We start from the raw sequence: 23,431 nt of genomic DNA on the forward strand, positions 1-23,431 counted from the left end.
GGGTTTACATGAATAGCCAGCCAGGCAAGAGCGTGAATTCTCTTGAACCTGGCTGGCTATAGTTTTGGCTACTATGAAAAAGCCCGTTAGCGGCGTTCCATAGTATTAAGTCGCTTTACCCTCTCTTCAATGGGAGGATGGGTGCTGAATAAATTCGCCACTCTGCGGGCTTTCAAAGGATTGACGATGAACATATGACTTGCGGAGGGGTTAACATCCATCGGGATGACAGCCGAACTTCTCTCCAATTTCTGAAGAGCGTTGGCCAGCCCATAGGAGTTCCCAGCAATCTCCGCTCCCGTGGAATCGGCCAAGAATTCCCGGGACCGGGATATTCCCATCTGGACCAGCATCGCTGCAATAGGCCCTAAGATAATCAAGGGAAGGGCAGCCAGTCCGGATGCTCCATCCTCATCATCTCCGTTTAAACCTCCGAACATCAATGCCCACTGAGCCCAATTGGCTAACATTGTAATGACACCGGCCATGACTGCTGCCAGAGTACTGATAAGAATATCCCGATTCTTAATGTGAGCCATTTCATGGGCTAATACCCCTTCCAGCTCTTCACGATTAAGCATCTGCATCAATCCTTGAGTCACCGCAATAGCAGCGTGATTAGGATTGCGACCGGTAGCAAAAGCATTGGGCTGAGGGGATGGGGTCATATAAAGCCTGGGCATAGGCAAGTTGGCCTGATCGGCAAGCTTCTCCACCATCGCATAAAGCTCGGGGCTTTGCTCACGGCTGATAGGCTGGGATTTAGTCATAGCCAGAGCCATTTTATCACTAAACCAATAGCTTCCAAAATTCATGACTATCGCAAAGATAAAGGCTATTTGCATGCCGCCAGTGCCACCTATAGCACGTCCGGCCAAAATCACAAGAACAGTTAATAAACTCATCAGAAAAACAGTCTTTAACTGGTTTCCGAATCCATTCATAGTACGACAACTCCTTTCAGATCCACAACTACCCAATAGGATTGGCTGCTTATTTTGCACTATCTTCCTGAATACCCCCAGGTATTTCTGAGGCATTCACAGCCGATCTCCGATTGGTTCTAACTCTGGTGATTCTAAATCCAACCACTTCCATGACAGTAAAGGTATAGTCCATGAAATCAATCAGATCTCCTTTTACCGGTTTACGGCCCAGCCGATTGAAGACAAAACCACCTATCGTGGAAACGGTCTCATCTTCGAATTCGACACCTAATAACTCGGTTAGATCATCAAGAAGGACCCGGCCATTGATGAGGTATTCGCCCTCTCCACTCTTCATGATCTCTGCTTGATCCGCACTTTCAAATTCATCATAGATTTCCCCAACGAGTTCCTCAATGAGATCCTCGATGGTCACCATACCGGCTGTCCCCCCAAACTCATCCACTACAACGGCCAGATGGGTTCTTTGGACACGCATTTTTTGCACTAAATGGGAAATGGGCATCCCTTCGGGGACGATGAGGATATCCCGCTTCAATTCACCAATATTTTTTACCGATGATTCAGCAAGGGACAAAAGATCCCGCATATGAACCAGTCCGATCACATTATCCTTATCATCGTCGCAGAGAGGGTAGCGGGTGTGTCCGGCTGTCTTTACTGTTTCAAGGACCTCTTCCATGGAATCCTGAATGTAGAGGCACACCATATCTTGCCGGGGAACCATGACCTCGCTGACCACACGATCGGAAAATTCAAAGACGTTATCCAGGAGCTTTCCTTCCATCTTATCCAAGATACCATGACGTTGGCTGGCATCCACAAGCATCCGCAGTTCTTCCTCGGTATGTGCAAGGTCCGCCTCATTAGCCGGAGATATCCCCCAACGTCTTAGAATCATGTTGGCAATCCCATTTAGGGCACGAATAACCGGATAAAAGACCTTATAGAAAGTCTTTAAGGGGCCGGCAGTCCACAAGGCTGTATCTTCCGCCCTTTGAATGGCAATGGATTTAGGAACTAATTCCCCCAGGACGATATGCAGAAAAGTGATAAAGAGAAAAGCAATGACCACGGATACTGTGTGAGTCAGAACTCCATCCCATGTTACGAAGTTTTTAAAAAGTGGTGCAAGCAAGGTAGCGATAGCCGGCTCCCCTAACCACCCCAGCCCCAATGAGGCTAAAGTAATTCCCAGTTGGCTGGCAGAAAGATAGGCATCCAGCTGAGAGGTTACATCAAGGGCCACGGTCGCTTTCCTGGATCCTGTCTCCGAAAGCTCGGCAAGACGGGTCTTCCTCACCTTAACCAAAGAAAATTCAGCCGCCACAAAAAATGCATTGAGGGCAACAAGGAACAATGCAGCAATCACTTTTGCAATGCTCCAAAATATACTGTCGATTTGGATTCTCCTCCTTTTATTCTATACTTGTCTAATCAGTATAGACATAAGTTGACCCATACCATACCATCACGATCCAGTGTTTCAGTTTTTGGACGGGATCCTCTGTTGTTCCTCTATTAATTTCCCACATCTGGGGCAATGGTACACTATCCAAATCGATTTTTTCGGGTAAAACAGCCAAGGCGCCGAAGATCACAGCTCTTGGCGCCTGATTAATACTTGAATTATATTTTAATATCCAGAGTCCGGTTTGGGGTTGTTCAAAAGCCACGTAAGGGCAAAGAGCTAAGGCCAAGCCTAAAAAAAGACAAAGGAAAACGGCAACATATTGCTTTGTCTTTCCCTGTTCTATTCTTGCAAAGACATTATCATATGGAACTGCATGGGCAGGTAAAGGGTCGTCGTCCACGATGTTCTCTCCTCTAATCCATTTACTAGTCGATTATTACTTAATATATACTATAGAGCATAGTTTAATATGCCGTCAAGTGACAACTTTCCCCACGAAGAGGCATTGTTTCTAAATAGCTTATCCAAAAACAAGGATAGCTAAACTTTCTTACGATTCTCTGAGCGGAGAAAAAAACTTAACACTTCGGGATCCTCTTCCTCTCCGATGACCTGATTAAGAAGAAATGCCAGACCTTTTGCAGATTTCAGAACATCTTCTTTGGCCGCCACCGGCTCCTGATCCACCTTAGGTATGGGTATGGAAGGAGCCCTCTCTGCCAATCTTTCTACACTCTGCAGCTTCGGCCGGCTAAGAAGTTCCAACACCACTTCATCTTCCTCTTCTCCAATCAGTTGAAAAAGATGCTCTAAAGGATGGTTCTCCGTCATGGAATCCTTGGCAGGAGGGACAACACACAAGCCCTCAAGACTCCACTGACCCGGGTTGGTGCCTTCGGCACGATAAGCATGGAGGGCTTTTTTCAGTATATCCTCCCATTGATCCGGAGGAAAGGTATGGAGAAAAGCCCATATAGATTCATCCTCTTCACTAAAATTCAGAGTGAAGGAAAGGTTCTTGGTCATGGGTTGGCATTGGCTTTCTTGGTAACATTATTGACCAAATTGGCAGCCATGATCCTAAAGCCGGTGGCATTGCCGAACTGAGGATTATCAATCAATACTTTATTTTCAAATTGGAGATGGTCAAATACCATGTCTCCTACTTTCCCTGCCACAAGAACCGTATGGATTTTCCCAAGCATTGGCTTCAGAGACTTTTTGACCTCACGGGAAATATCTGCTCCCAATTGCTGGAGCATTTCCTGCATCACGGGATTGAGATTAATAGCACCAGTGTTCCAAGGATACATCCCTTCATTGACACGGAATACTTTGTCCAATTCCTTATCGTCGGTTTCGATGGGGTTTGCATGGTTAAGGGTCATTTCCTTCAACCTCTCAGCTACACCGGTATAAGCCCACTTCAGCCCTTTTTCGATGCTGAAAGAATTAGGGGGATCAAGCATGACACCATCATAAAAGGTCGCAACATCCGTGGTTCTGAAACCTGGGTCGATCACTACCACATAACCATTGAAAAGCTTAGGGCTGATGGGGATTCCATATTCATTGAGGGTCTCTTTAATAAATACTCCATAACTTTGCGGAAGGACCCGGGAACGGATGATGGTCAGCTGACGGGTCTGACCTTTAAAGGGTCCCGAACGAAAGGCTACCGACCAAGATCCCTTAAGCTCAGCCTCGTACTTGTCCTTCAGGGCTGCATAGTATTTGACAGGGACTCCTGTTCCTAAATAAATATTAGCCTTAGATTCTTTTTGAGCAATAGCCAAAGCTACAACAAGCAAAGCAGTGGCTTCTTCATCGGTTGATTTATCCTCGTCCCAGCAATAGTGTGCTTCATTGGGATTCAAGCTTTCAGCAAGGCTTCCCATAAAATAATGGCGGGAAACTCCCGTGGAGTGATTGGTAACGATGACATCCAAAGAACTGATCTGCATTTCTTCATCGGTTCCCCGGCTTACATTGCCACTACCCAAGGTCGAAAAAATACGTTCATTTCCTTTGCATATGACTGCTGGGAATAATACTTTAGTATCTCCCGCATCCAGCTTAATGGCTCCAAATCCCGGATCCCCTCCGGCTACGAGAATATCGTTTTCAAACACAGGTGTTCCTCCTCGTCAATTCGTGGAATCTCCATGTAAAACCCTATTATTCTCCATTGTATACCACATTTTGCTTAGCGTCTATCCTTATCGAACGGACCCGGGATCATCAACCACAGCTTTAACAAGTATCTCTACATCCAGATCGGGAAAGATTTTCTCCCAATTATCCTTGTGTTGATTCCAGTAGTCTGGATATTTCCTTTGAGTCGCTAATCCAAACCCAAGAATATCAGAATTAAGCTCCTTTTGGGCCTTTTCTAGGACAACTTGAACTTCCCCTATCACAGCTTGGCTTAGAATCGCCTCTAATTCCTTGAAATTCTCCTTAGTTACGGCTTCATTATTATCGGTTCGCTCCCCTAGGTTGCAGGTAACATTAATATCGATAACAAATCTTAACTTTTCACCTTCCAGAACCGGTTTTACTCGACTCTTTGCTCGTATAATCTCGAAGGATAACCGCCCCTCAAGGCCAGAAGAACCTTCAGCCCGATTTGTCTTTTTAACCCCTTCCATAGTATGGGCTGTAATGATCCCTCCTTTGATATCGTTATGAACCCAGAGATATCCTCGTGCCTCCTCTGCATCCAGCCAGGCTATCAGCTTGTCTTCCTTAAATGCTCCTCCTCCTATCATATGGAAGGTTGGTTCTCCCTTTTCTTCATAGAACTTTATTTTCCCTAAGGTAGGCTCGATTCCTTCTGTGTAAATCATGTTGGTAAAGTCCAGAATGTTCTTCGGTATACCTTTGGACGTGGATTTATAATCCTCAACCAGGAGTTTTAAGTGCATTGCAGAAACCAGGGACTCTTTGGAAGGAGCTCTGATTATCTCCTCCGCCTTCCCTTCTGTCAACATAATCCAAGTAAACAAACGGATTTCAGGGTCACGTTCTAAAAAATCCAGAGCAGGTAGAAGCCCGGCTCTGGCCAAATCCTCCCCAATCACGATCACTTGATTATGAGGGTAAAAAAGCCGATCCCCTGATTTAGTCATCAAATCTCGTGCCACCTCAAATAAAGTCTCACCTTCGCTGGTTAGAATCCTAGTGGATGTTTTGCTCTGTTGACCTTTGGTTGTATAGGCCTGGGGATTAATGACCTCAACTGTCAGTCGTAACTTCCCTTGCTCGCTAAGGTCCAATCCCATGGCACTGACGACCCCGATCTCATTCAGTTCTTGATGGCTCCAGCACCCCGGCAATAAAAGTAAAAGGAATAGGGCTATGAGGATTACCCATCTCTTCATATATCGAATGATCATCTTTGTTTAACTTCCTTTTACTTTTTTTAAGCTATTTTTCATAGCCTTTTTACTTTGACGCCGGTAAGGACTGAGTAAGGACGGGCGGGATAGCATGGACCAAAGAGGGGAGCGGATCATGCCATCTTTCAAATCACCGATATTGGTTGGGACAATAGGAGAAAGATAAGGAATGCCAAAAGAACGTACGGACAGCAAATGAATAACAATGGCTAACAGGGCCATCAGCCAGCCAAACATTCCCAAAAAAGATGTGGCCACGAGAAAATATAACCGCAGCAGGGACACTGGTCCAGTCATAGGCGGAACAAGAAACCCTGAAATAACTGTGAGGGCAACCAGAATCACCATAACTTGGCTGAATAAGCCCGCCTGTACCGCTGCCTCCCCGACGACCAAGGCTCCTACGATACTTACTGCCTGACCCACCGTATGGGGCATACGTATGCCTGCCTCCCGAAGAATCTCGTAGACCATACCCATACCCAAAGCTTCGATGATCACCGGAAATGGTATTCCTTCGCGACCGGCACTCATACTTATTAATAGGCTGGTAGGAACCATCTCCTGATGATAGGTCTGGATAGCTACATAGAAAGCAGGAAGTGTGGTGGAGAAGTAAAAAGCCAGGTAGCGGATGAGCCGAACCAGGGAAGCATAATAGGGCCGGGAATAATAATCTTCAGGATTTTGAAAGGCCTCCACAAAAAGGTAGGGCACCGTGATGACAAAAGGGGTTCCATCCACCAGGATTCCTACCCTGCCTTCTAGCAGTTTTGCTGTCAATTTATCGGGTTTTTCTGTAGTTCCCACAGTAGGAAAAATTGATTGAGGAGCATCTTCAATCAGTTGTTCAATATAACCGCTCTCCAGAATTCCGTCAATATCAATGGATTGAAGGCGCCTCTTCACTTCATCCACAATCTTTGGGTTAGCTATACCTTCGATGTAGGCCACATAGATGGTGGTATTGGTTCTTTGTCCAAGGCTCATGGCTTCCAAACGTAAATGCTGGTCCTTTATTTTACGTCGGAGTAAAGAAGCATTCACCTCAATTCTTTCCACAAATCCTTCCCGGGGCCCCCGGATGGTGGACTCAGTTTCCGATTGCTGAACATTACGGGTCTCAGCACCGAAGGTCTCAAGAAGCAAAACCTCCCCCGCTCCCTCTAAAAAAAGAGCCGTTCGACTGGATAATATCCCCCGCACCACTTCATCAAGGGTCTTCACAGTATTAATTAAGCTATTACTTAGGACATCTCTGTGTAAAATCTTGAGAGAGAGGATTGGCTCAGAACCCTCTGCTTGCTCCGAATTCTTCTCAGCGCTTCGAAAATCTAGGAGAGGCCTGATCACAAAAGCACTCATGTATTGCCGATCCACTAATCCATCAAGATACACCAAAAAACCTTTGCTCGTTTTGTCAAACCACAATTCACGAAATGAAAGATCCGCAGAGTTTTTGAAGATATCTTCTAAACGACTTCGATTCTCTTCAAGGTTGGGGGATATGTCTGATGAATTCTTATCGCTCATTTGAGGACCTCTTTTTAAATACCTTAAATTTTTGTTTTAAGCTATAAATTATATAAAGGAGAGAGACTCCACATATTTCGACGGTTAAACCATAGACTCCAAAGATATTTTTAAAAAACACAGTTTTATCAATACTGGTAGGATTAATAAAGATAGCAAAGACAAATATAACCACCGCAATGCCGATCCCCAAAAACATACGGGATTTGCTTGAAAAAATATGCTTTAAACCTTCCACAGCGGCATAGTGAAACAAAGCTAAAGTTAAAAAGGCTCCCGCTGTCCACGATACTATTTGAAAAGCTTCCGTCCTTTGGATGAAGTTTCCTACATCGACTTTGCGTGCAAGATTGTAGATAGAATACAATTGCCTGGAACTGACTTCTACGCCAATAACCATAATGACAAAGAACATGGACGTGGTGATCGCCAGAATACCCAGTCCGACTCCCATGAGCTTTACCTTATACATGGCTTTAGGATTATTATGATAAGCCATTAAAACACCCATAATAATGCAGATTCCGAACCAAGCAGAAGGAAGCATGGACCCCCTTAGAATCTCACCTATTCCGTGCCGGAAAACCGGTCTCAAATTATCAAACTCCAGATTCCCTATATTAAACAGCGTCACAAAAAGAAAGGAGCCAAGGACAAAAGGGGCAATAATCTCAGAGAGCCTCATAATCACCTCAATCCCGGAACAGCAGGCATATGTACTCACCAGTAAAAGCAAAAAAGCAAAGACGTATTTCGGAGTTTCCGGCATCACCACCGAACCAAAGAAGTCGATAAGAGCTTGGGTAAGAGTGATGGCTACACTAATAAAGTAAATGCTAAAAATTCCAACGCTTATCTTTCCTAAGGTTTTGCCGAGGATTTTCTCACTGTACTGGAAAATCGTCTGATTGATATAATTCCTCCCCATTTTATATAAGAAAAAACCCAGCATTGCTTCTATAACCATAGCCACTAGGATGGCCTGCCAAAAATCCTGCCTCAACTCTCTTATTAGTAGATTGGGCATGCCTAAAGATAGTGAGACAATAATGAAATATGTACAAAAGGATTGGCGGCTTGAGATTTTTACATTCATGGATTTCACACTTTCACCATTATAGATAGCTTAGTATTAGGATGAACACTCAGCCTGATACTATGCATCTTCCGAAGGGATTAATCTCTTTCCTTTGCCGTGTCGGGGGCAGACCCCTATGCAGCTTTGCGCACACCGCACCATAAAAAAACCGGCCTGTGAGCCGGTTGAAAAAACTATGGATGAGTCGCCATCCCTTGCTTGGCCAGTAAAAAATCCACAAACTGACGAGCGGTTCTCCCGGAACGGGCGTTATGATTCATAACCCAGCGCAGAGCCTGCTGCCGCAGATCCTCTCTTGGAATTGCCAGCCCTTCCTGAGCCGCTAATTTCTCGACAATCTTCAGATATCCTTCCTGGTCCGGTGTGGGGAAGGTGACCGTAATGCCGAAGCGGTCGGATAAAGACAGCTTTTCCTCCATATTATCCCGTCGGTGGACTTCATCAACTTGGCGTTCGCCAAAGGTTTCTCTTATCAAATGACGCCGATTGGAGGTGGCATAAATCAGCACATTTTGAGGCTTTCCTTCCAAGCCCCCCTCCAATAAGGTCTTCAAATTCTTATAATCGCCTTCCGTATCTTCAAAGGAAAGGTCATCAATAAACAAGATGAACTTTAGAGGCTGCTTAGCCAGGAGCCGAATAATCTTAGGGTAGTCCTGTAGATCTGTTTTCGATAATTCAACGAGACGTAGTCCTTGATCACAATATTCCTGCAATAGAGCCTTAACCAAGGAAGATTTACCCGTCCCACGGTTGCCGTAAAGAATCACATTATTGGCCGGAAGATCTTTCAGGAAAAATTCAGTGTTTTGAAGGATGATTCCCTGCTCCCGTTCTTGATTAATCAATTTGTTTATGCGCATGGGATCGGGGCGTACCCCTTCAAGCCTTTCTGTCTCGCCCCTCCATTTGAGAGCTATACACTGACCAAACAATCCTGTACCCATAGTTTGATAATAAGAAAGGAGAGCCTCCACCATTTCTTCTGCCGTCCCTTGAAGCAGACTTTGCTTCAGCCTTCTTTGCCAAGACCGGAGATAACCCTCAGCATAACTTTCTTCTTGCCCATAGGTTTCCGTAGGATAAGCATCCCCCATCTTCATCTCCTGAAGACTTATCCATATGGGCCAGGTTTTAGGGTGCAAAGGAGCTTCTTGCCAGAGAGCCAGGTTTTCCATCTCCTGCTCTTCGCACCGCGCATTAACCGCATCCTTGATCTCTTCAGCCGTCAGTTCAGCGATCTCTCGTAAATACAGCAGCTCCCGCCCTGCCAGTTGGCGAAGCCCGGTCGATACCCTATTCTTCCCCCCCTGGGCTGCTTGCCTGGTGAGCTCATTGTCATCCTGGAGAATACGTTCCCAAAGATAATCCGGCCAATGAACCTGGGTAGCTAAGGAGCAGAAATGATGGTAGTCTTTATAGATTTCCATAAGATCAAATTCTTTGCTCCCAATTTTCTGAAGCAGACTCTGGCAAGAAGCCGCCACTGGGTCTCCTATTAAGCCACGGAACACAACCATTCCATCAAAAAGAAGGGATAATCGAGTTATTTTTGTCCTATTCACGCAATGCACATCCTTATGTGTTCTAGTACAACTCCTAGACACTATCATAAATCCTTCAATTCCTTAAGTAAAGGGTTGATCTTACCGGAATCTCTCTTTTAATACAAGCCAACTACTTGACAAACTCTCCTTCTTTGGTATTCTATAATTAATTAAAAATTAAACCATTCTTTGGTGCCCCCACGGGGGGGAGAATAGGGAAACCGGTGTGATTCCGGTGCGGACCCACCACTGTGTAGGATGAGCTTAAACCATAACCACCGGCAACGCCGGGAAGGGGTAAAAAGCGTTTGAATCCAAGCCAGGAGACCTGCCAGGAATGTATAAAGCCTTTCCATGGGTGAATTTGGAAAGCAGCGGCGATGAAGGCAAAGTCCCGACCACTTATTAAGTGGCGGGACTTTATTTTTTTTACAAAGGAGAGGAATAAAGATGAGTAAAACCGAATTAGAACAGGACAAGCTATGGGATGATTTCTTTAAACAGGAGAACCTGGGTGCTGCTTCCCTTGAGGAATGTGAAGCCGCATTGAACCATCTTATCCAGGGAATACGCGGTCTTGACGAACAGGCTATGGAAGCGGTACAAGCACGCTTGGATTCCTTGACAAAACCTCAGGGCAGTTTAGGGGTCCTGGAGACAATTGCCAAGCAATTGGGGGGGATTCAAGGGCAACCTTGGCCGGAAGTAGAAAAAAAGGCCATCCTCGTCATGGCCGGAGATCATGGTGTGGTGGCCGAAGGTGTCAGTGCCTTCCCTCAAGAAGTAACCCCGCAGATGTTCTATAACTTTTTAAGTGGCGGTGCAGGGATTAATGTCCTGGCTCGCCATGCCAACGCTGATGTGATCTGCACCGATGTGGGAATGGCTTTTCCTCTGGACCCGCCTGAGCTCATGGTTCACCGCATCATGAACGGAACTCATAACATGGCTCTGGGACCCGCCATGAGCCGCAAAGAAGCTCTCCTCTCCCTGCTGACCGGAGCTAAAATCGCCCGCCAGGCTATTGATTCCGGAGTAAATGTCCTGGCTACTGGGGAAGTAGGGATTGGCAATACGACTCCCAGTGCAGCCATTATTTCTCTCATTACGGGCTTGCCCCCCCAAGAGGTTACCGGACGGGGAACAGGTCTGGATGATGCGGGACTCATCCGCAAACAAGAGGTTATCGCCCGTTCTATCGAAATCAATCAGCCGGATCCCCAGGATGGGATGGATGTTCTCAGCAAAATAGGCGGTTTAGAGATCGGTGCCCTAGCTGGAGCAATTCTTCAAGCAGCCTTTTCCCGTGTCCCCATCCTTTTAGATGGAGTAATCTCCACGGCAGCCGCACTCATTGCTACACGTCTCTGCCCCACGGCCCGCTTCTTCCTGATTCCTTCTCATTCTTCCGTGGAAATTGGCCATATTACCGCCTTGAAAGAACTGGATCTGAAACCCATCATGCACCTGGATTTCAGACTGGGAGAAGGAACAGGGGCCGCTATCGGCTTCCATCTCCTGGATGCCTCCATCCGCATTCTCAATGAGATGGCTACTTTTGAATCCGCAGGGGTCAGCAGTAAAAACTAAGCATCATTGGAGGTAACTATGTCGGATTTTGTTCTCATAACCGGCGGGGCCCGCAGCGGTAAAAGCCGCTTTGCCGAGCTCCTGGCAGCCCATCCCGGTCTGCCCGTAATCTACATTGCCACAGCACAAGTCTACGATGAGGAAATGGCTTTGCGTGTCAAAAAACATCAAGACCAGCGTCCTTCCCATTGGGACTTAGTGGAAGAGCCCCTTGCCCTCTCATCGGTGTTGGAACGACATGCCCAGGACAAGGCGGTACTCTTGGTGGACTGTGTGACCCTGTGGCTGACCAATCTTCTTCTTGCCAACTATCCGGCAGAGGATGATTTGCCTGAGCAGGAGTATACCCGAGCCCTCCATAGGATAGAGCAGGAGATTCTGGAACAGGTCCGCACCATCGCTCATATAGCCCAGGATATTACCCCTCAGGTGATTATGGTCACCAATGAGGTGGGAGACGGTATCGTTCCCGATAATCCTCTTTCCAGAGTGTATCGGGATCTGGCCGGCAGGGCCAACCAGATCCTCGGTCAAGGTGCCCAACAGGTCTATTCGGTCGTTGCCGGTTATCCGACGGAGATCAAAGCCACCGGCCAGGCTTTATTGGATTCCTTGCGGCGCGAGGATTCCTAGCATGCGCAAATTATGGATCGCCCTGACCTTTCTCACACGAATACCTCTTCCACAGCCGGAAAATGTGACCACGGAGGAGTTCACTCAAAGCCAGCATTATTATCCCTTAGTGGGCTTAATTCTGGGGGGAACACTCTGGCTGGCCCTCATCCTGCTCCTTCCCCACTACCCACCTCTGGTTACGGCCGCTTTACTCCTTACCCTGGAACTCATTCTCACCGGGGGAATCCATCTTGATGGATTTATGGACAGCATGGATGGATTGCTTTCAGCACGGACACCTGAACGCATGCTGGAGATTATGAAGGACAGCCATGTGGGAGCCTTCGGCGCCGTAAGTGCCATGGTTTACCTGCTGCTCAAATTCACTCTCCTGGCCGGACTCCTTGCCCTCCCCTCACCTTTTGTTCCTTACCTCATTCTTTTCATGCCCATCCTATCCCGCTGGATTTTTCAGATTGGGGTTCATTTCTTCCCTTACGCCCGGGCCCAGGGCTTCGGTCAGGGATTTCATGAAGCCTCCCTTAAAACCCGGTGGTTATTCTTAGGTGAAGGCTTGCTGCTCCTTTTCCTCACCTATTGGGTTCTGCACTGGCCGGGGATTTCCGGCTTTATTCTAGCCACCCTATTCATCCTCTTTTTCACTCGCAAGGTGTCCCGTCTTCTGGGAGGGTTAACCGGGGATCTTTATGGCGCCAGCATTGAACTCTCCGAACTGCTCTTTCTTTTGGGGGCATTCCCTCTGATTTCTTAGAACTTGTCCGAAATTCGTAATCCGTTCCGAATTAACAAAAGAGGCCGTTGCTCAACGAACTGTAAAGTTCTGGGCAACGGTCTCTTAGTTTTAGTACAGGTAGTAAAGCTTTTTCAAGCCTATTTATTCAGCCCCCTGGCTAAACGCTTCATTCCTTCTTCAATAATCTCCGGTGTCGAGCAGGAGTAATTGAGGCGCATTTCATTGGACACCCGGCCATCGGCGTAGAAGAGAGCTCCGGGAACATAAAGAACATTTTGGCGAATCATATCTTCCACATAGTCAAAGCTATTGTTCACGCCAATCAGCTTGGCCCAAAGGAATAAACCACCTGAGGGGACGATCATCTCTACTCTATCTCCCAGATAAGTATGGATGGACTCCACCATAGCCTGACGGCGATCATTATAAACTTTCCGCAATTTGAGGATATGATCCGGCAAAAGATCCTTTTTCAGATATTCATAGATCGCTCTCTGAGTTAAGTTATTACTATGAAGATCCACGCCTTCTTTGGTTTGTTCCAGATGCATAATAATATCTTCATCGGCAAGAACATAACCTATCCGCAACCCCGGTGCCAAAACCTTGGAAAAGGTCCCAAGATAGATGACATTTTCCCCCAATTCCGCCAGATGAGGGATTGCCTCTCCTTCATAACGCAATTCTCCGTAAGGATTATCCTCGATAAGAAGCAGATCATATTTTTGGGACACTTTGAGAAGCTCTTTTCTTCTCTCCAGCCCCATAACTCTTCCTGAGGGATTTTGATAATTCGGTATTAAGTAAAGAAATTTGGGCGTGGTGAAAGCTAAAGCTTTCTCCAGTTCACTGGGAATGATTCCTTCCTCATCACAGGGGATCATCTGAAAATTAGCCCGAAATCCCTCGAAAGCTTGAATAGCACCCAAATAAGTAGGCGTCTCCAAGAAAACCGTATCTCCCGGATCCAAAAAAGTTTGGGCTAATAGGCTCAATCCCTGCTGACTTCCGGTGGTGATAATCACCTCGCTGGTCCGGGCAGGTCTTTGGTTGCGTTTGTGCTGAGAGGCAACCCATGATCTCAACTCCGGATATCCTGCGGTCTGGGCATACTGTAAGGCGGAATTGCCCTGTTCCTCAAAAACCTTTTGGAAGGCTGCCTGTAAATCCTGAGTAGGAAAAAGGTCAAGGGCAGGTAACCCTCCGGCAAAAGATATCATCTCGGGGTTTTGGGCTGCTCTGAGCATTTCCCCGATAAATCCTTCTCCTACATTTTTCATCCACTTGGCGTACTTCATTAGCTTCTCCTTTCCATCCTCAAATCTATAGTAATAATACCCAAAGATATTATTCCTTCATTACTCAAGAAAACCCCAGCGTTCCATAGGCCAATAACGCACTAAGACTTTTCCTCCGATATTTTTCTCGGGAACGAAGCCCCAGACATGGCTATCCTTACTGTTGTTGCGATTATCCCCGAAAACAAGGTAGGATTGCTCCGGAATTTGGATAGGCCCATAGTCATATTCAGGAGCCTCTTTCAAATAAGGTTCTTCCAGGGGTTCTCCATTAATCCATACTTTACCCTCCCGGACTTCCAAGGTCTCCCCGGGTAAACCGATGACACGTTTAACCAAATCATCGTGCTCTCCCGAGCCTTCTGGTGCAGTAAACATAATGATATCTCCACGCTGGAGGGGTTTACTTTTGTAAAATACCTTATCGAAGATTAAGCGATCTTGAAGTTGGATAGTGGGGAGCATGGAACCGGTAGGGACAATGCGGGTGTCGATGATATAGGTTCTAATTCCAAAGGATAAAACCCAGGCGACTACGATCAAAATCCCCCATTCAAAAATTGTGCGTAAATATTTTTTCATTCAAGTCACACCCTCTGCAATAGTTGTCCACTGTGTGGATATACGAAGCTTGCTTACTTGTTTCAGAATACCACGAAATCCCTACTAAATAAAAGACCCCTCCGCTTGGAGGGTCAGTCCGCTATGATATTCCCTTTCCCTAAATTTTTACCTCTATAAAGCCTTTGATCAGCTAAACGATACAGATCATCATAGCTACGGCCTTCCGTCGGAAACTCGGCAACTCCGATACTGACTCCTAAATTATATATTTCAAGACACATGCTTTTTCTCATCCGTTCAATAACTGCCAGAGATTCGTCATTCATGGAAACCTCTGTCAGCACCACGGTAAATTCATCGCCACCCGTTCGGGCGACAATATCCTGCTCCCGTACTGCGGCTCGTAAGTTTTGAGCGATTTCTTTCAGGGCCCGGTCCCCCATAGGGTGCCCCATTGTATCATTGAGTTGTTTGAACAGATCCAAATCGAGAACCAATAATAAGAAATGTGAATTTCTCCTTAGGGTACTGGCTATTTCTTCACGAACACGCTGCTCGAAACCCTGACGATTAAGGATTCCTGTCAAGCGGTCCGTATTGGCCAAACGAGCAAGCTCCTCACGCTGGCGAATCGTCTCTAAAGCAACCCCAACTACGCGAATAAAGGCAGCCAGTATCTCTTGTTTTTGGTCGTTGAGGTGCTTACCTGCATTCATAAGCCAAAGCTCACCAACTACCCCGCTATGGGTCTGGAGAGGATGTATCCACACACGCTCCCATTTAAAGGGATTATCTTCAATATCAAGAAAGTGAACCTTGGCATTTCTAAGACAACATTCCTCCTTAGAGATATATTGCCTGACCCAAGTTCGCCAATCCCATTCCATCTCTTGTTTCAGCCGCCCAAAAGGTGAACGCATTTCCCAGGTCCCTTCGGCACTCTCCAACAGAAAAAATCCTCCGGGCAAAAACAGAATTTCCATGGCCATTTCTCCAGCTTCCGATAAAAGCTGCTCTTCTGAGTCAGCACGGACGAGAATTTCTGTTCCCCGCAATAGCAAGGTAAGGGCTTGTTCCCTATCTAAAGAGTCAATTCTCAGCATTCTTTCAAAAATAAAAGAAGATATAATCGAAATAACTTGTTTTACAAAAACCGTTAATCGTTCATCTTTGGACTGAGCCCGCTTACCCTTAAGGATAAAGGCTCCTAAGGTTTTGTCAAAATGGCTTAAGGGCAAAACCCATTCCTCGTCCATTTCCACGACTTCGGTAAAGGTTTCCCGGAAATCCTGGGGAAATTCGCTTAACATCACCGTTTCTCTGTACTTGTCATCACGAGAGCTGATAGAATAAAGTTTGTATTTTCCTTGCTCAAAAAGGTAGATTGCAGCTAAATCACAGTTAAATAGCTCCAGACTTCGCTGAGTAAAGAGATCTAATGCCGTCAAGAGATTTTCCTCACGATTCATCTCTTGAATGGTAGTCAGTAAAATCTCTGCATACGAAGGGCTATTATCGGGAAATTCCCTCTTTTCAATTCTCTGTAATTGCACTGACTCCTCACCCTTCATTTAAGAGCAATTTGAATGATAGGCTTATACAGTAAATATTTTACCACATTCTATTAATAAATTGGTTTTGATTTTGATAATTCTTTTAACAAATTAATTTTAAATTAGTTAACGATTTAAGTTGAAGGACTTTGGTTTCTATTAACTCGGTATAACTACAATTAATATATGCCGGTTTTCTGAAAATCGAACTATTTCTAAGTCACAAAAAAAAGTGATACCAGCAGAGGATGAAAAAGTCGCAGGGCTGAGTAGCTTATCCTACATCCGCACCGCTCAGGCGCTCCAGGGCTGGCGGCCTGGTTCCCACAGCAGCTCCACCAAACCTTTGGGTAATACCTGATGTGAACCTGTGGCTTCGCTATCGCTGCGGAAACATCGTCCGCCTGGCCACCCCTCCGCGCAAATCGCTCTCTTCTGTAGGATAAGCTACGCTTACAGGTCTTTTTTAGGGTAGATTACCCCGGATAAGCCAGCTTCAAGATACGGAATCCCCGCTCCGCAGCGTCAACGGTTAAATCAAAAGCTCTTTCCATAGATTCTTCTAAGGTCATAGGGCCATTGACAATAGTGATGATAGAGGTTATTCCATGCTCATACAGTGCTTCAGAGCCGGCACCGATGGAACCAACGATGGCCAAAGTGGGTTTCCCGCAGTTAATGGCTCGTTTAGCAACACCCATGGGTACTTTTCCATAAATTGACTGGCCATCGATTCGCCCTTCACCTGTGATGACAATATCCGCTTTTTGAAGTTTATTATCAAAATTTACTGTATCAAGAACAGCTTCCACACCAGTCTTAAGTTGAGCCCCTGTAAAGGCCAAAAGCCCCATCCCTAGACCTCCGGCTGCACCTGCTCCTGGAACGTCTTTTAAATCCAGACCTAAATCTTCCTGGATTTTCCGAGCAAAATGAGCAAGATTCCGATCTAAAATTTCAACCTTATCCGGTGTCGCTCCTTTTTGCGGTCCATAAACTACAGAAGCTCCTCGAGGGCCGCACAATGGATTATCCACATCGCACATTACCGTTATCTTTGTCTCTTTTAAGCGTGGATCGAGATCCGAAATATCGATTTTATCAAGCTGATCCAGGAAACCTCCACCGGGGCTCAGTTCCTGTCCTTCCCGATCAAGAAGTCTTGCTCCAAGGGCCTGAGCCATTCCTGCTCCGCCATCATTGGTTGCACTGCCCCCAATACCGATGAGAATTTCCCGGGGCTTCAAATCCAAGGCAGCACGAATAAGGTCCCCTGTGCCTCTTGTGGTGGTCACCAGAGGATTTCTCTTGTCGGGGGGGACCATGGGCAAGCCAGAGGCTGAAGCCATTTCCAGAACGATGGTTCCATCGGGAAGCCGGCCCATTATGGCCTCTGCCTCCTCACCAAGAGGTGAGGTAACCCTGGTCCTAAGCAGCTCCCCTTTACCGGCATGGACAATGGCTTCAACTGTTCCTTCCCCTCCATCCGCCATGCTGATAATCTCTGTAGTAGCTTCGGGAAAAACCCGCTGAATTCCCAGGGTAATGGCCTCTCCGGCCTTTTGGCTGCTTAAACTTCCTTTAAATGAATCAACGGCTATGAGTACATGCATTATTATCTCTCTCCTATAGTTCAAATAGAGCACCTATACTATATCACCTTGAGTATTTATTTCGAATTTTATACTAAAATATTGCAAAACACAATGTATAAACAGGTAAATGGTCGGGAATCGGCTCCCTAAGGTTGGCTTAACTTTACAAAATTATCCTTGACGGTAAATGCACCTATAGGCTATACTAAAAAAGTAATAGGTTCAAAGGGGAGTAGCTGGACAGCAAAGTCGTCATTACGGATTAACATCCCGGCTTTGTTGACAACGTTGTTGTAAGCAAGACCTTTGCCCACTAGGGGGGTGAAGGTCTTTTTTGATGCAATAATACGATCTCCGAAAACACATAATAAGGATTATGGCTTATCTTAAAGAATGAAAGGAAGAACAAGATGGAGTTATTCAGCCCTGAATTTTTTCAAGCATTATTATCTATCGTTATTATGGACCTGGTCTTAGGCGGTGATAATGCCATTGTCATCGGCATGGCAGCCCGCAATCTGCCGAAACAGCAGCAAAAAAAAGTGATCTTCGCCGGCACAGGAGGAGCTATCTTAATCCGGACCTTAGCTACCTTAGTGGCCGTTTACCTCTTAAAGATTCCCGGGTTGATGTTTGTCGGCGGCCTTCTCCTGGTTTGGATGGCCTTTAAGCTCCTTACCGATGAGAAACACGATGAACAGGTAGAAAGTGCCGCAAATTTTTGGGGTGCTGTGCGAACAATCATCATAGCCGATGCCGTTATGGGACTGGATAATGTTCTGGCTGTTGCCGGTGCTGCCCATGGCCACCCCATCCTTGTTATTATCGGCTTACTCATTAGTATCCCCATCGTGGTTTGGGGGAGTACCCTTGTCATTAAGGCTATTGACCGCTTCCCGGTGATTATTCCCATTGGAGCCGCTGTTATTACTCATACCGCTGTGACCATGCTTGTGCATGAAAAATTCGTCGTCAATATCATAGGAGAAAGCCCCCTCATCGAATGGGGGTTAAGCGCAGTCCTCATCGCCGGTGTTTTATACCTTGGTCATCGTATAAATAAGAAAAAAGTCTTGGAATCGGCAAAAAATGCCGCTTAGCCCAAAAGGAATATTGTAAATAAAAAGGAACCTATAGAATGGACACCGCAAAAAGTGCCTATGTCTATAGGTTCTTTTTTTAATCATGCTGCCGGGTTACTCGGAACCATTTCGCCACCAATCTGACTATTACGGCATCACAGCTTCGAGAGATGATTGTTTCTTACAGTTGAACTAACATACAGATCACGAGATGCGCCTAATCCTGCAAGCAAACATATACCGGCAACTCCAATCAGGATAACAAGCGGCATCGTCCAATTGTTAGTCGCATCATGCAGATACCCGAAAAACATCGGACCAAAAGCAGCCAGCAGATAACCTATGGATTGAGCCATGCCAGATAGCCTTGCCGCTTCATCCGCATTTCCCGTTCGCAAGCTGAAAAACATCATAGATAGGCTAAAGGTAAACCCTCCGCCAATACCCAATATGATAATCCATAAGAAAGCTAGCTCTGCCCCTCCGAGAAGCAGCCCTAAAAGCCCTGTTAATACACATGTTGACCCAATTATTACTAATGAACGTTGGCTGGCCCTGCGTCCGGCAAGGACAGAGCCTAAAAATGTAATGGGGATCAACGCCAATTGCATGAGGGAAAGCATCCATCCGGCTTTGCTCGGATTCATGCCCTGCTTGATTAAAATATCCGGCAACCATGCAACCATGCAATAGAACACCATAGACTGCAATCCCATATACAAAGTAACCTGCCAGGCTAAAGGTGATTTCCATAAGTTCACTTTCTCAATGACCGATCCTTGCACAACTGCCATTTCATCTAGTTTGTCATGGATTTTAAGAGTATCTGTTACGATGTCGACATCGATTGTTTCCTCGACAATTGATGTTTTCCGGTTTCTCCGTTTCATCTGGGGAATCCAGAGGATAATAGATAGACAGCTAAGTACAGCCCAAATTCTTAAGGCTCCCATCCACCCCAACCCCAATCCTACCGCTAGGGGGATGCTGATGCCGGAGGCCATTGCTGCGAATATATTCATAGAAACAGAATAAACGCCCGTCATAACCCCAATACGTTCAGGGAATTCCTTTTTAATTAAGCTGGGTATCAATACATTTCCTACAGAAATGGACAACCCGAGAATTGCTGTCCCAAGAAATAGACCAAAACTTCCTGACCACGAACGCAATAAAATCCCAACTGTAAGAAAGGCAACCGACCAAAGCAGTACCAAATTTGTTCCAAACCTACGCGCCAATCCCGGCGCAAAAGGTGAAAACAGGGCAAAGGCAAATAGAGGGAGGGTTGTAATCATGCCCGCTAATGTGTTTGAAATATGCAAGTTGTCACGAATCAAATCGACCAAAGGCCCAACCGACGTTAAAGGTGCCCGCAGATTTGCTGCAATAAATGCAATTCCTACTATCAGCATTACGGGTGCAGTTCCTTTTGAATAGGGATATAAGTTTTTTTCGTGTTTGATGCCTATTTGATTCATTGGTATAGTTTCTCCTTGTATGTTATATTCTCTTCTATTCATTAATTATCGTACTTAGAGTTTCTATTGCATCGTTCAGATAATGAGTCACACTTTCGAAGGCCAACTGGGAGTTCCTTGCCTCAATTGCTTGAAAAAGATCTGTATGAATTTCATTTTCAAAATTGGCTGGTTTTTTGATACGCATAATTCTATCAATAGAATTTTGCAAAGCATCTGTGATATGTTCATACAGCTCACTGAACATCTTATTGTGTGTGGCTTTAGCAATCGATTTATGAAACGCAATATCCATCAGTGCAAATTGAAACGGATCATGACTTTTAGCAGCCTTTTTACAATCATCAAGACAAATTTTCATTTGTATTAAATCCTCAGCTGTTCTTCTCTTGCATGCAAGTTGGGCCGCTTCACGTTCAAATCCCAAACGTACCTCTAAGGCTTCCAAAAGATCGCTTTGCCGAATCTTTTTTTCCAAGGCAAGCGCTAAATTACTGTTGGATTTTACCGTAGTACCGATACCTTGACGGGTTTCAAGTAAACCAACATGAACTAAGGATTGTATCCCTTCTCTCAATGTGTTTCTGCTGACTTCAAACATATCCATCAATTGCGGCTCTGCGGGGATTTTATCTCCGATTTTCCATTGACCACTTTCTATCATTTGTTCAATCTGTGTCGTGACCTGATCCACAAGGGTTGAACGGCTTGCTTTCTCAATCACCATAAATTATTTTACCCCTTTCCAAACGTAGGATGATTGGTTTATATGATTATAGCATGTATGCATTAATCTTGCTAGTTAACCCCAAAATTGTTCAGCCTCTATGAATGAAGTGGTTTTTTCCCTGGTTGCTTGAGCATGTGAACAAGAAAAAACCTTGAGAACCCTACTCGGATCACCACCCAGGTATAAAATAAAAATGAAGAGGAACATAGCTAAAATACTCTAACTATGTTTCTCTTCTTTGATAAAATAATGGACCAATGCCCGTCACTACACCATACCAAGGATATATTTTGTGTTTTACCTTTCAAATGCCAAAGCATCAATAAATTCATCCTGGAAATCGCTTCGCGTAGACAGTTCCAAATGCTCGGAAAGTCCAGCTAAGGTCACAGCCTTTTTCCGTTCCTCTTTCGATAACAAGACCATTTTTGCCCCATTGCCGGCTGCGTTTCCAATCGCCTTGATCTGTTCTACGGGTACATCCGGCAGCAAACCAATCTGCAGAGCACTTTCCTTACTGATATAGTTCCCGAAAGCCCCGGCTAACAGTACACGGTCCAGATGCTCCAGCCCAATTCCCATCTCTTTCATAAGAATCTTGATTCCGGCCAGAATAGCCCCTTTCGCCAGTTGCAATTCCCGAATATCCTTCTGAGTGAGGACCACATCTTCCCCTGAGCCGCTGTCTTTTCCCCAGGCTATGACAAATTCAAATCCTCCCTCCCCTTGACGAATCCGCTCTTGAATCTTAGGGGGAAGCTTTGCCAAATCCTCCGGTACATTGACAATCCGTCCGCTTTCATAGATTACACCGGCTTCAGCCATTTGGGCAATGGCATCAATCAATCCTGAACCGCAGATCCCGATGGGTTTCGTATTTCCGATCACGGCCAGTTCCACATCATCGATAATTTTAACCCGCTCGATGGCTCCATCGGCTGCCCGCATGCCGTATTTGATCTCTGCTCCCTCAAAGGCTGGACCTGCAGCCGTAGAGCAGGTAAGAATCCGCTTCCCGCCGGCAAGAATAATTTCTCCATTGGTACCGATATCAACGGCCAGGGTATATCCGGGTAGTTGATCCACTTTTGCCGCAATCATTACCGCTACAGTGTCCGCACCTACATACCCCGCCACATTGGGAACGACTACCACATGACCGGTCTCAAGTATATTTAATCCCAACTCCAGGGCCTCCACCTGAACAGACTGGCGAAACACCGGAATAAAGGGTGCCGGGCCCAGGCAGGTTGGGTCAATTCCCAAAAACAAGTGGCTCATGGTCGTATTTCCTACCACGACCGCTTGATAAATTTCTTCACGACGGATCTGATTATTCTTGCATAACCCCTCGATAATTTTATTCAAACCTTCGATGACTAAGGTCTGCAATTGTTTTAATTGCTCCGGCCCTTTAGAAGCATAGGTAATCCGTGAAAGAACATCGGCACCAAATACCCGTTGAGGGTTGGTTACAGCATCACTATCCACGGCTTTCCCACTATTCAAATCCATAAGGTAAACCACTGTGGTGGTGGTCCCTATATCGATGGCCAATCCATAACTTCTCTGGGTGGTATCCCCTCCCTCCACTGCTAAAAGGGAATCTCCGGCTACTGTCGCCGTAACTTGGAAATTGGCATCACGGAAAACATTAGGCAGATTTACCGCAATCCGACGGTTAAAAAGGGTGGCTTGATTAGGCAGGGCAGCTACTAAACGATCCCAATCCGGAGTTTGGTCAGCCACCGTGGGTCTCGAAAGCTGCAGAAAATGCTTCTCAACGCTGGGGTTAACCTCCACATCGATGGATTGATCCAGGCCGGTTTTACGCCGATGGGCATCCTTTTGCTGATCTTTTACCTGCACCGTTAAGTCTTCCTGTACCTGGACCTTGCAAGCTAAGACCCATCCCTCTTCTTTCTCACTCTCACTCAGGAACTTATTTCCATAGTCTTTATGAGAATCCAGTTTTCCCGGCTCTACTTGCACCTTACATTTCCCACAGGTTCCTCTACCTCCGCAGGTACTTTCCAATTGAATCCCTGCGGCAATGGCTGCTTCCAATAGGGTCGTCCCTTCAGAAATTTCAACTGTTTTTTTCCCAGGAAAAAATGTAACCTTTGCCATCACGATCTCTCCTCTCCCTTAGGTCTCTCTTTATCCTTTAGTCTATTTTATCATCTTTCCTAATATTTTGAATGTTTTTTGTAGTACAAGCCTTTTTA

Annotated in this window: 20 protein-coding genes and 1 riboswitch; of the genes, 4 read left to right on the plus strand and 16 right to left on the minus strand. The window is 45.8% G+C overall.

Annotation, left to right across the window (positions count from 1 at the left end; translation table 11 throughout):
• Positions 1-86: 86 nt before the first annotated feature.
• The 9 genes from DESPCE1_RS0113725 to DESPCE1_RS0113765 form a co-directional block, all read right to left on the minus strand.
• A complete protein-coding gene (locus DESPCE1_RS0113725; RefSeq protein ID WP_014794535.1) occupies positions 87-944 on the minus strand; it encodes a zinc metalloprotease HtpX in 858 nt (285 codons plus the stop codon).
• 49 nt (positions 945-993) lie between these two features.
• Positions 994-2,319, minus strand: a complete 1,326-nt coding sequence (locus tag DESPCE1_RS0113730; RefSeq protein ID WP_014794536.1) for a hemolysin family protein — start codon at positions 2,317-2,319, stop codon at positions 994-996.
• A gap of 61 nt (positions 2,320-2,380) precedes the next feature.
• Complete coding sequence (locus DESPCE1_RS0113735; protein ID WP_014794537.1) at positions 2,381-2,761, minus strand: hypothetical protein; 381 nt, start codon at positions 2,759-2,761, stop codon at positions 2,381-2,383.
• Positions 2,762-2,901: 140 nt separating this feature from the next.
• Positions 2,902-3,387 carry a hypothetical protein gene (locus DESPCE1_RS0113740; protein WP_019850827.1) on the minus strand — a complete coding sequence of 162 codons (486 nt, stop codon included), beginning with the start codon at positions 3,385-3,387 and terminating at the stop codon, positions 2,902-2,904.
• The gene (locus DESPCE1_RS0113745) at positions 3,384-4,493 is read right to left on the minus strand and encodes a ParM/StbA family protein (RefSeq protein ID WP_014794539.1); all 1,110 of its coding nucleotides are present in this window, start codon (positions 4,491-4,493) and stop codon (positions 3,384-3,386) included. Before DESPCE1_RS0113745 ends, DESPCE1_RS0113740 begins: the two co-directional genes overlap by 4 nt.
• Before the next feature lie 87 nt (positions 4,494-4,580).
• A complete protein-coding gene (locus DESPCE1_RS0113750; RefSeq protein WP_014794540.1) occupies positions 4,581-5,759 on the minus strand; it encodes a Ger(x)C family spore germination protein in 1,179 nt (392 codons plus the stop codon).
• A 6-nt stretch (positions 5,760-5,765) separates the two neighbouring features.
• Positions 5,766-7,295 (minus strand): spore germination protein, encoded by a 1,530-nt coding sequence (locus DESPCE1_RS0113755; protein ID WP_014794541.1) that lies wholly within the window; start codon positions 7,293-7,295, stop codon positions 5,766-5,768.
• On the minus strand, positions 7,285-8,391 hold the full coding sequence (locus DESPCE1_RS0113760) for an endospore germination permease (RefSeq protein ID WP_014794542.1): 1,107 nt from the start codon (positions 8,389-8,391) through the stop codon (positions 7,285-7,287). Before DESPCE1_RS0113760 ends, DESPCE1_RS0113755 begins: the two co-directional genes overlap by 11 nt.
• A gap of 176 nt (positions 8,392-8,567) precedes the next feature.
• Positions 8,568-9,959, minus strand: coding sequence for an ATP-binding protein (locus DESPCE1_RS0113765; protein ID WP_028305579.1), 1,392 nt, complete (start codon positions 9,957-9,959; stop codon positions 8,568-8,570).
• 155 nt (positions 9,960-10,114) lie between these two features.
• Positions 10,115-10,292: riboswitch (cobalamin riboswitch) on the plus strand.
• A gap of 99 nt (positions 10,293-10,391) precedes the next feature.
• Here DESPCE1_RS0113765 and cobT point away from each other — a divergent pair.
• The 3 genes from cobT to cobS are packed head-to-tail and all read left to right on the plus strand — an operon-like array spanning position 10,392 to position 12,918.
• Entirely contained in the window at positions 10,392-11,531 is a 1,140-nt protein-coding gene (cobT, locus tag DESPCE1_RS0113770; RefSeq protein WP_014794544.1) for a nicotinate-nucleotide--dimethylbenzimidazole phosphoribosyltransferase, read from the plus strand.
• An 18-nt stretch (positions 11,532-11,549) separates the two neighbouring features.
• Positions 11,550-12,164 carry a bifunctional adenosylcobinamide kinase/adenosylcobinamide-phosphate guanylyltransferase gene (gene cobU / locus DESPCE1_RS0113775; protein ID WP_014794545.1) on the plus strand — a complete coding sequence of 205 codons (615 nt, stop codon included), beginning with the start codon at positions 11,550-11,552 and terminating at the stop codon, positions 12,162-12,164.
• 1 nt (position 12,165) lies between these two features.
• The gene (gene cobS / locus DESPCE1_RS0113780; RefSeq protein WP_014794546.1) at positions 12,166-12,918 is read left to right on the plus strand and encodes an adenosylcobinamide-GDP ribazoletransferase; all 753 of its coding nucleotides are present in this window, start codon (positions 12,166-12,168) and stop codon (positions 12,916-12,918) included.
• A 119-nt stretch (positions 12,919-13,037) separates the two neighbouring features.
• Here the strand turns inward: cobS and DESPCE1_RS0113785 are convergent, their stop codons facing one another.
• The 4 genes from DESPCE1_RS0113785 to DESPCE1_RS0113800 form a co-directional block, all read right to left on the minus strand.
• Positions 13,038-14,198, minus strand: coding sequence for a PLP-dependent aminotransferase family protein (locus DESPCE1_RS0113785; RefSeq protein WP_019850830.1), 1,161 nt, complete (start codon positions 14,196-14,198; stop codon positions 13,038-13,040).
• Positions 14,199-14,258: 60 nt separating this feature from the next.
• Positions 14,259-14,780: a signal peptidase I gene (lepB, locus tag DESPCE1_RS0113790; protein ID WP_014794548.1), complete on the minus strand. Its 522-nt coding sequence runs from the start codon at positions 14,778-14,780 to the stop codon at positions 14,259-14,261.
• A 113-nt stretch (positions 14,781-14,893) separates the two neighbouring features.
• Complete coding sequence (locus tag DESPCE1_RS0113795; RefSeq protein WP_028305580.1) at positions 14,894-16,333, minus strand: GGDEF domain-containing protein; 1,440 nt, start codon at positions 16,331-16,333, stop codon at positions 14,894-14,896.
• A gap of 458 nt (positions 16,334-16,791) precedes the next feature.
• Entirely contained in the window at positions 16,792-17,928 is a 1,137-nt protein-coding gene (locus tag DESPCE1_RS0113800; protein WP_014794550.1) for a glycerate kinase, read from the minus strand.
• Positions 17,929-18,320: 392 nt separating this feature from the next.
• On the opposite strand from DESPCE1_RS0113800, the gene DESPCE1_RS0113805 reads away from it, so the two are divergent.
• Complete coding sequence (locus DESPCE1_RS0113805) at positions 18,321-19,010, plus strand: TerC family protein (protein WP_019850832.1); 690 nt, start codon at positions 18,321-18,323, stop codon at positions 19,008-19,010.
• Between the two features lie 137 nt (positions 19,011-19,147).
• Here the strand turns inward: DESPCE1_RS0113805 and DESPCE1_RS0113810 are convergent, their stop codons facing one another.
• The 3 genes from DESPCE1_RS0113810 to DESPCE1_RS0113820 form a co-directional block, all read right to left on the minus strand.
• The gene (locus DESPCE1_RS0113810) at positions 19,148-20,473 is read right to left on the minus strand and encodes an MFS transporter (protein WP_019850833.1); all 1,326 of its coding nucleotides are present in this window, start codon (positions 20,471-20,473) and stop codon (positions 19,148-19,150) included.
• 34 nt (positions 20,474-20,507) lie between these two features.
• Positions 20,508-21,200 (minus strand): FadR/GntR family transcriptional regulator, encoded by a 693-nt coding sequence (locus DESPCE1_RS0113815; RefSeq protein WP_019850834.1) that lies wholly within the window; start codon positions 21,198-21,200, stop codon positions 20,508-20,510.
• A 300-nt stretch (positions 21,201-21,500) separates the two neighbouring features.
• Entirely contained in the window at positions 21,501-23,333 is a 1,833-nt protein-coding gene (locus DESPCE1_RS0113820; protein ID WP_019850835.1) for an ASKHA domain-containing protein, read from the minus strand.
• Between the last annotated feature and the right edge of the window lie 98 nt (positions 23,334-23,431).

Origin of the sequence: Desulfitobacterium sp. PCE1 (assembly GCF_000384015.1) — a bacterium.
GTDB classification, from domain to species: domain Bacteria; phylum Bacillota; class Desulfitobacteriia; order Desulfitobacteriales; family Desulfitobacteriaceae; genus Desulfitobacterium; species Desulfitobacterium dehalogenans.

Bases quoted from the DNA above. Each gene is read 5' to 3' on its own strand.
- DESPCE1_RS0113725 (WP_014794535.1), bottom strand. From the start codon at position 944: ATGAATGGATTCGGAAACCAGTTAAAGACTGTTTTTCTGATGAGTTTA.
- DESPCE1_RS0113740 (WP_019850827.1), bottom strand. From the start codon at position 3,387: ATGACCAAGAACCTTTCCTTCACTCTGAATTTTAGTGAAGAGGATGAA.
- DESPCE1_RS0113750 (WP_014794540.1), bottom strand. From the start codon at position 5,759: ATGATCATTCGATATATGAAGAGATGGGTAATCCTCATAGCCCTATTC.
- DESPCE1_RS0113755 (WP_014794541.1), bottom strand. From the start codon at position 7,295: ATGAGCGATAAGAATTCATCAGACATATCCCCCAACCTTGAAGAGAAT.
- DESPCE1_RS0113760 (WP_014794542.1), bottom strand. From the start codon at position 8,391: ATGAATGTAAAAATCTCAAGCCGCCAATCCTTTTGTACATATTTCATT.
- cobT (WP_014794544.1), top strand. From the start codon at position 10,392: ATGAGTAAAACCGAATTAGAACAGGACAAGCTATGGGATGATTTCTTT.
- cobU (WP_014794545.1), top strand. From the start codon at position 11,550: ATGTCGGATTTTGTTCTCATAACCGGCGGGGCCCGCAGCGGTAAAAGC.
- cobS (WP_014794546.1), top strand. From the start codon at position 12,166: ATGCGCAAATTATGGATCGCCCTGACCTTTCTCACACGAATACCTCTT.
- DESPCE1_RS0113785 (WP_019850830.1), bottom strand. From the start codon at position 14,198: ATGAAGTACGCCAAGTGGATGAAAAATGTAGGAGAAGGATTTATCGGG.
- lepB (WP_014794548.1), bottom strand. From the start codon at position 14,780: ATGAAAAAATATTTACGCACAATTTTTGAATGGGGGATTTTGATCGTA.
- DESPCE1_RS0113795 (WP_028305580.1), bottom strand. From the start codon at position 16,333: ATGAAGGGTGAGGAGTCAGTGCAATTACAGAGAATTGAAAAGAGGGAA.
- DESPCE1_RS0113800 (WP_014794550.1), bottom strand. From the start codon at position 17,928: ATGCATGTACTCATAGCCGTTGATTCATTTAAAGGAAGTTTAAGCAGC.
- DESPCE1_RS0113805 (WP_019850832.1), top strand. From the start codon at position 18,321: ATGGAGTTATTCAGCCCTGAATTTTTTCAAGCATTATTATCTATCGTT.
- DESPCE1_RS0113810 (WP_019850833.1), bottom strand. From the start codon at position 20,473: ATGAATCAAATAGGCATCAAACACGAAAAAAACTTATATCCCTATTCA.
- DESPCE1_RS0113815 (WP_019850834.1), bottom strand. From the start codon at position 21,200: ATGGTGATTGAGAAAGCAAGCCGTTCAACCCTTGTGGATCAGGTCACG.
- DESPCE1_RS0113820 (WP_019850835.1), bottom strand. From the start codon at position 23,333: ATGGCAAAGGTTACATTTTTTCCTGGGAAAAAAACAGTTGAAATTTCT.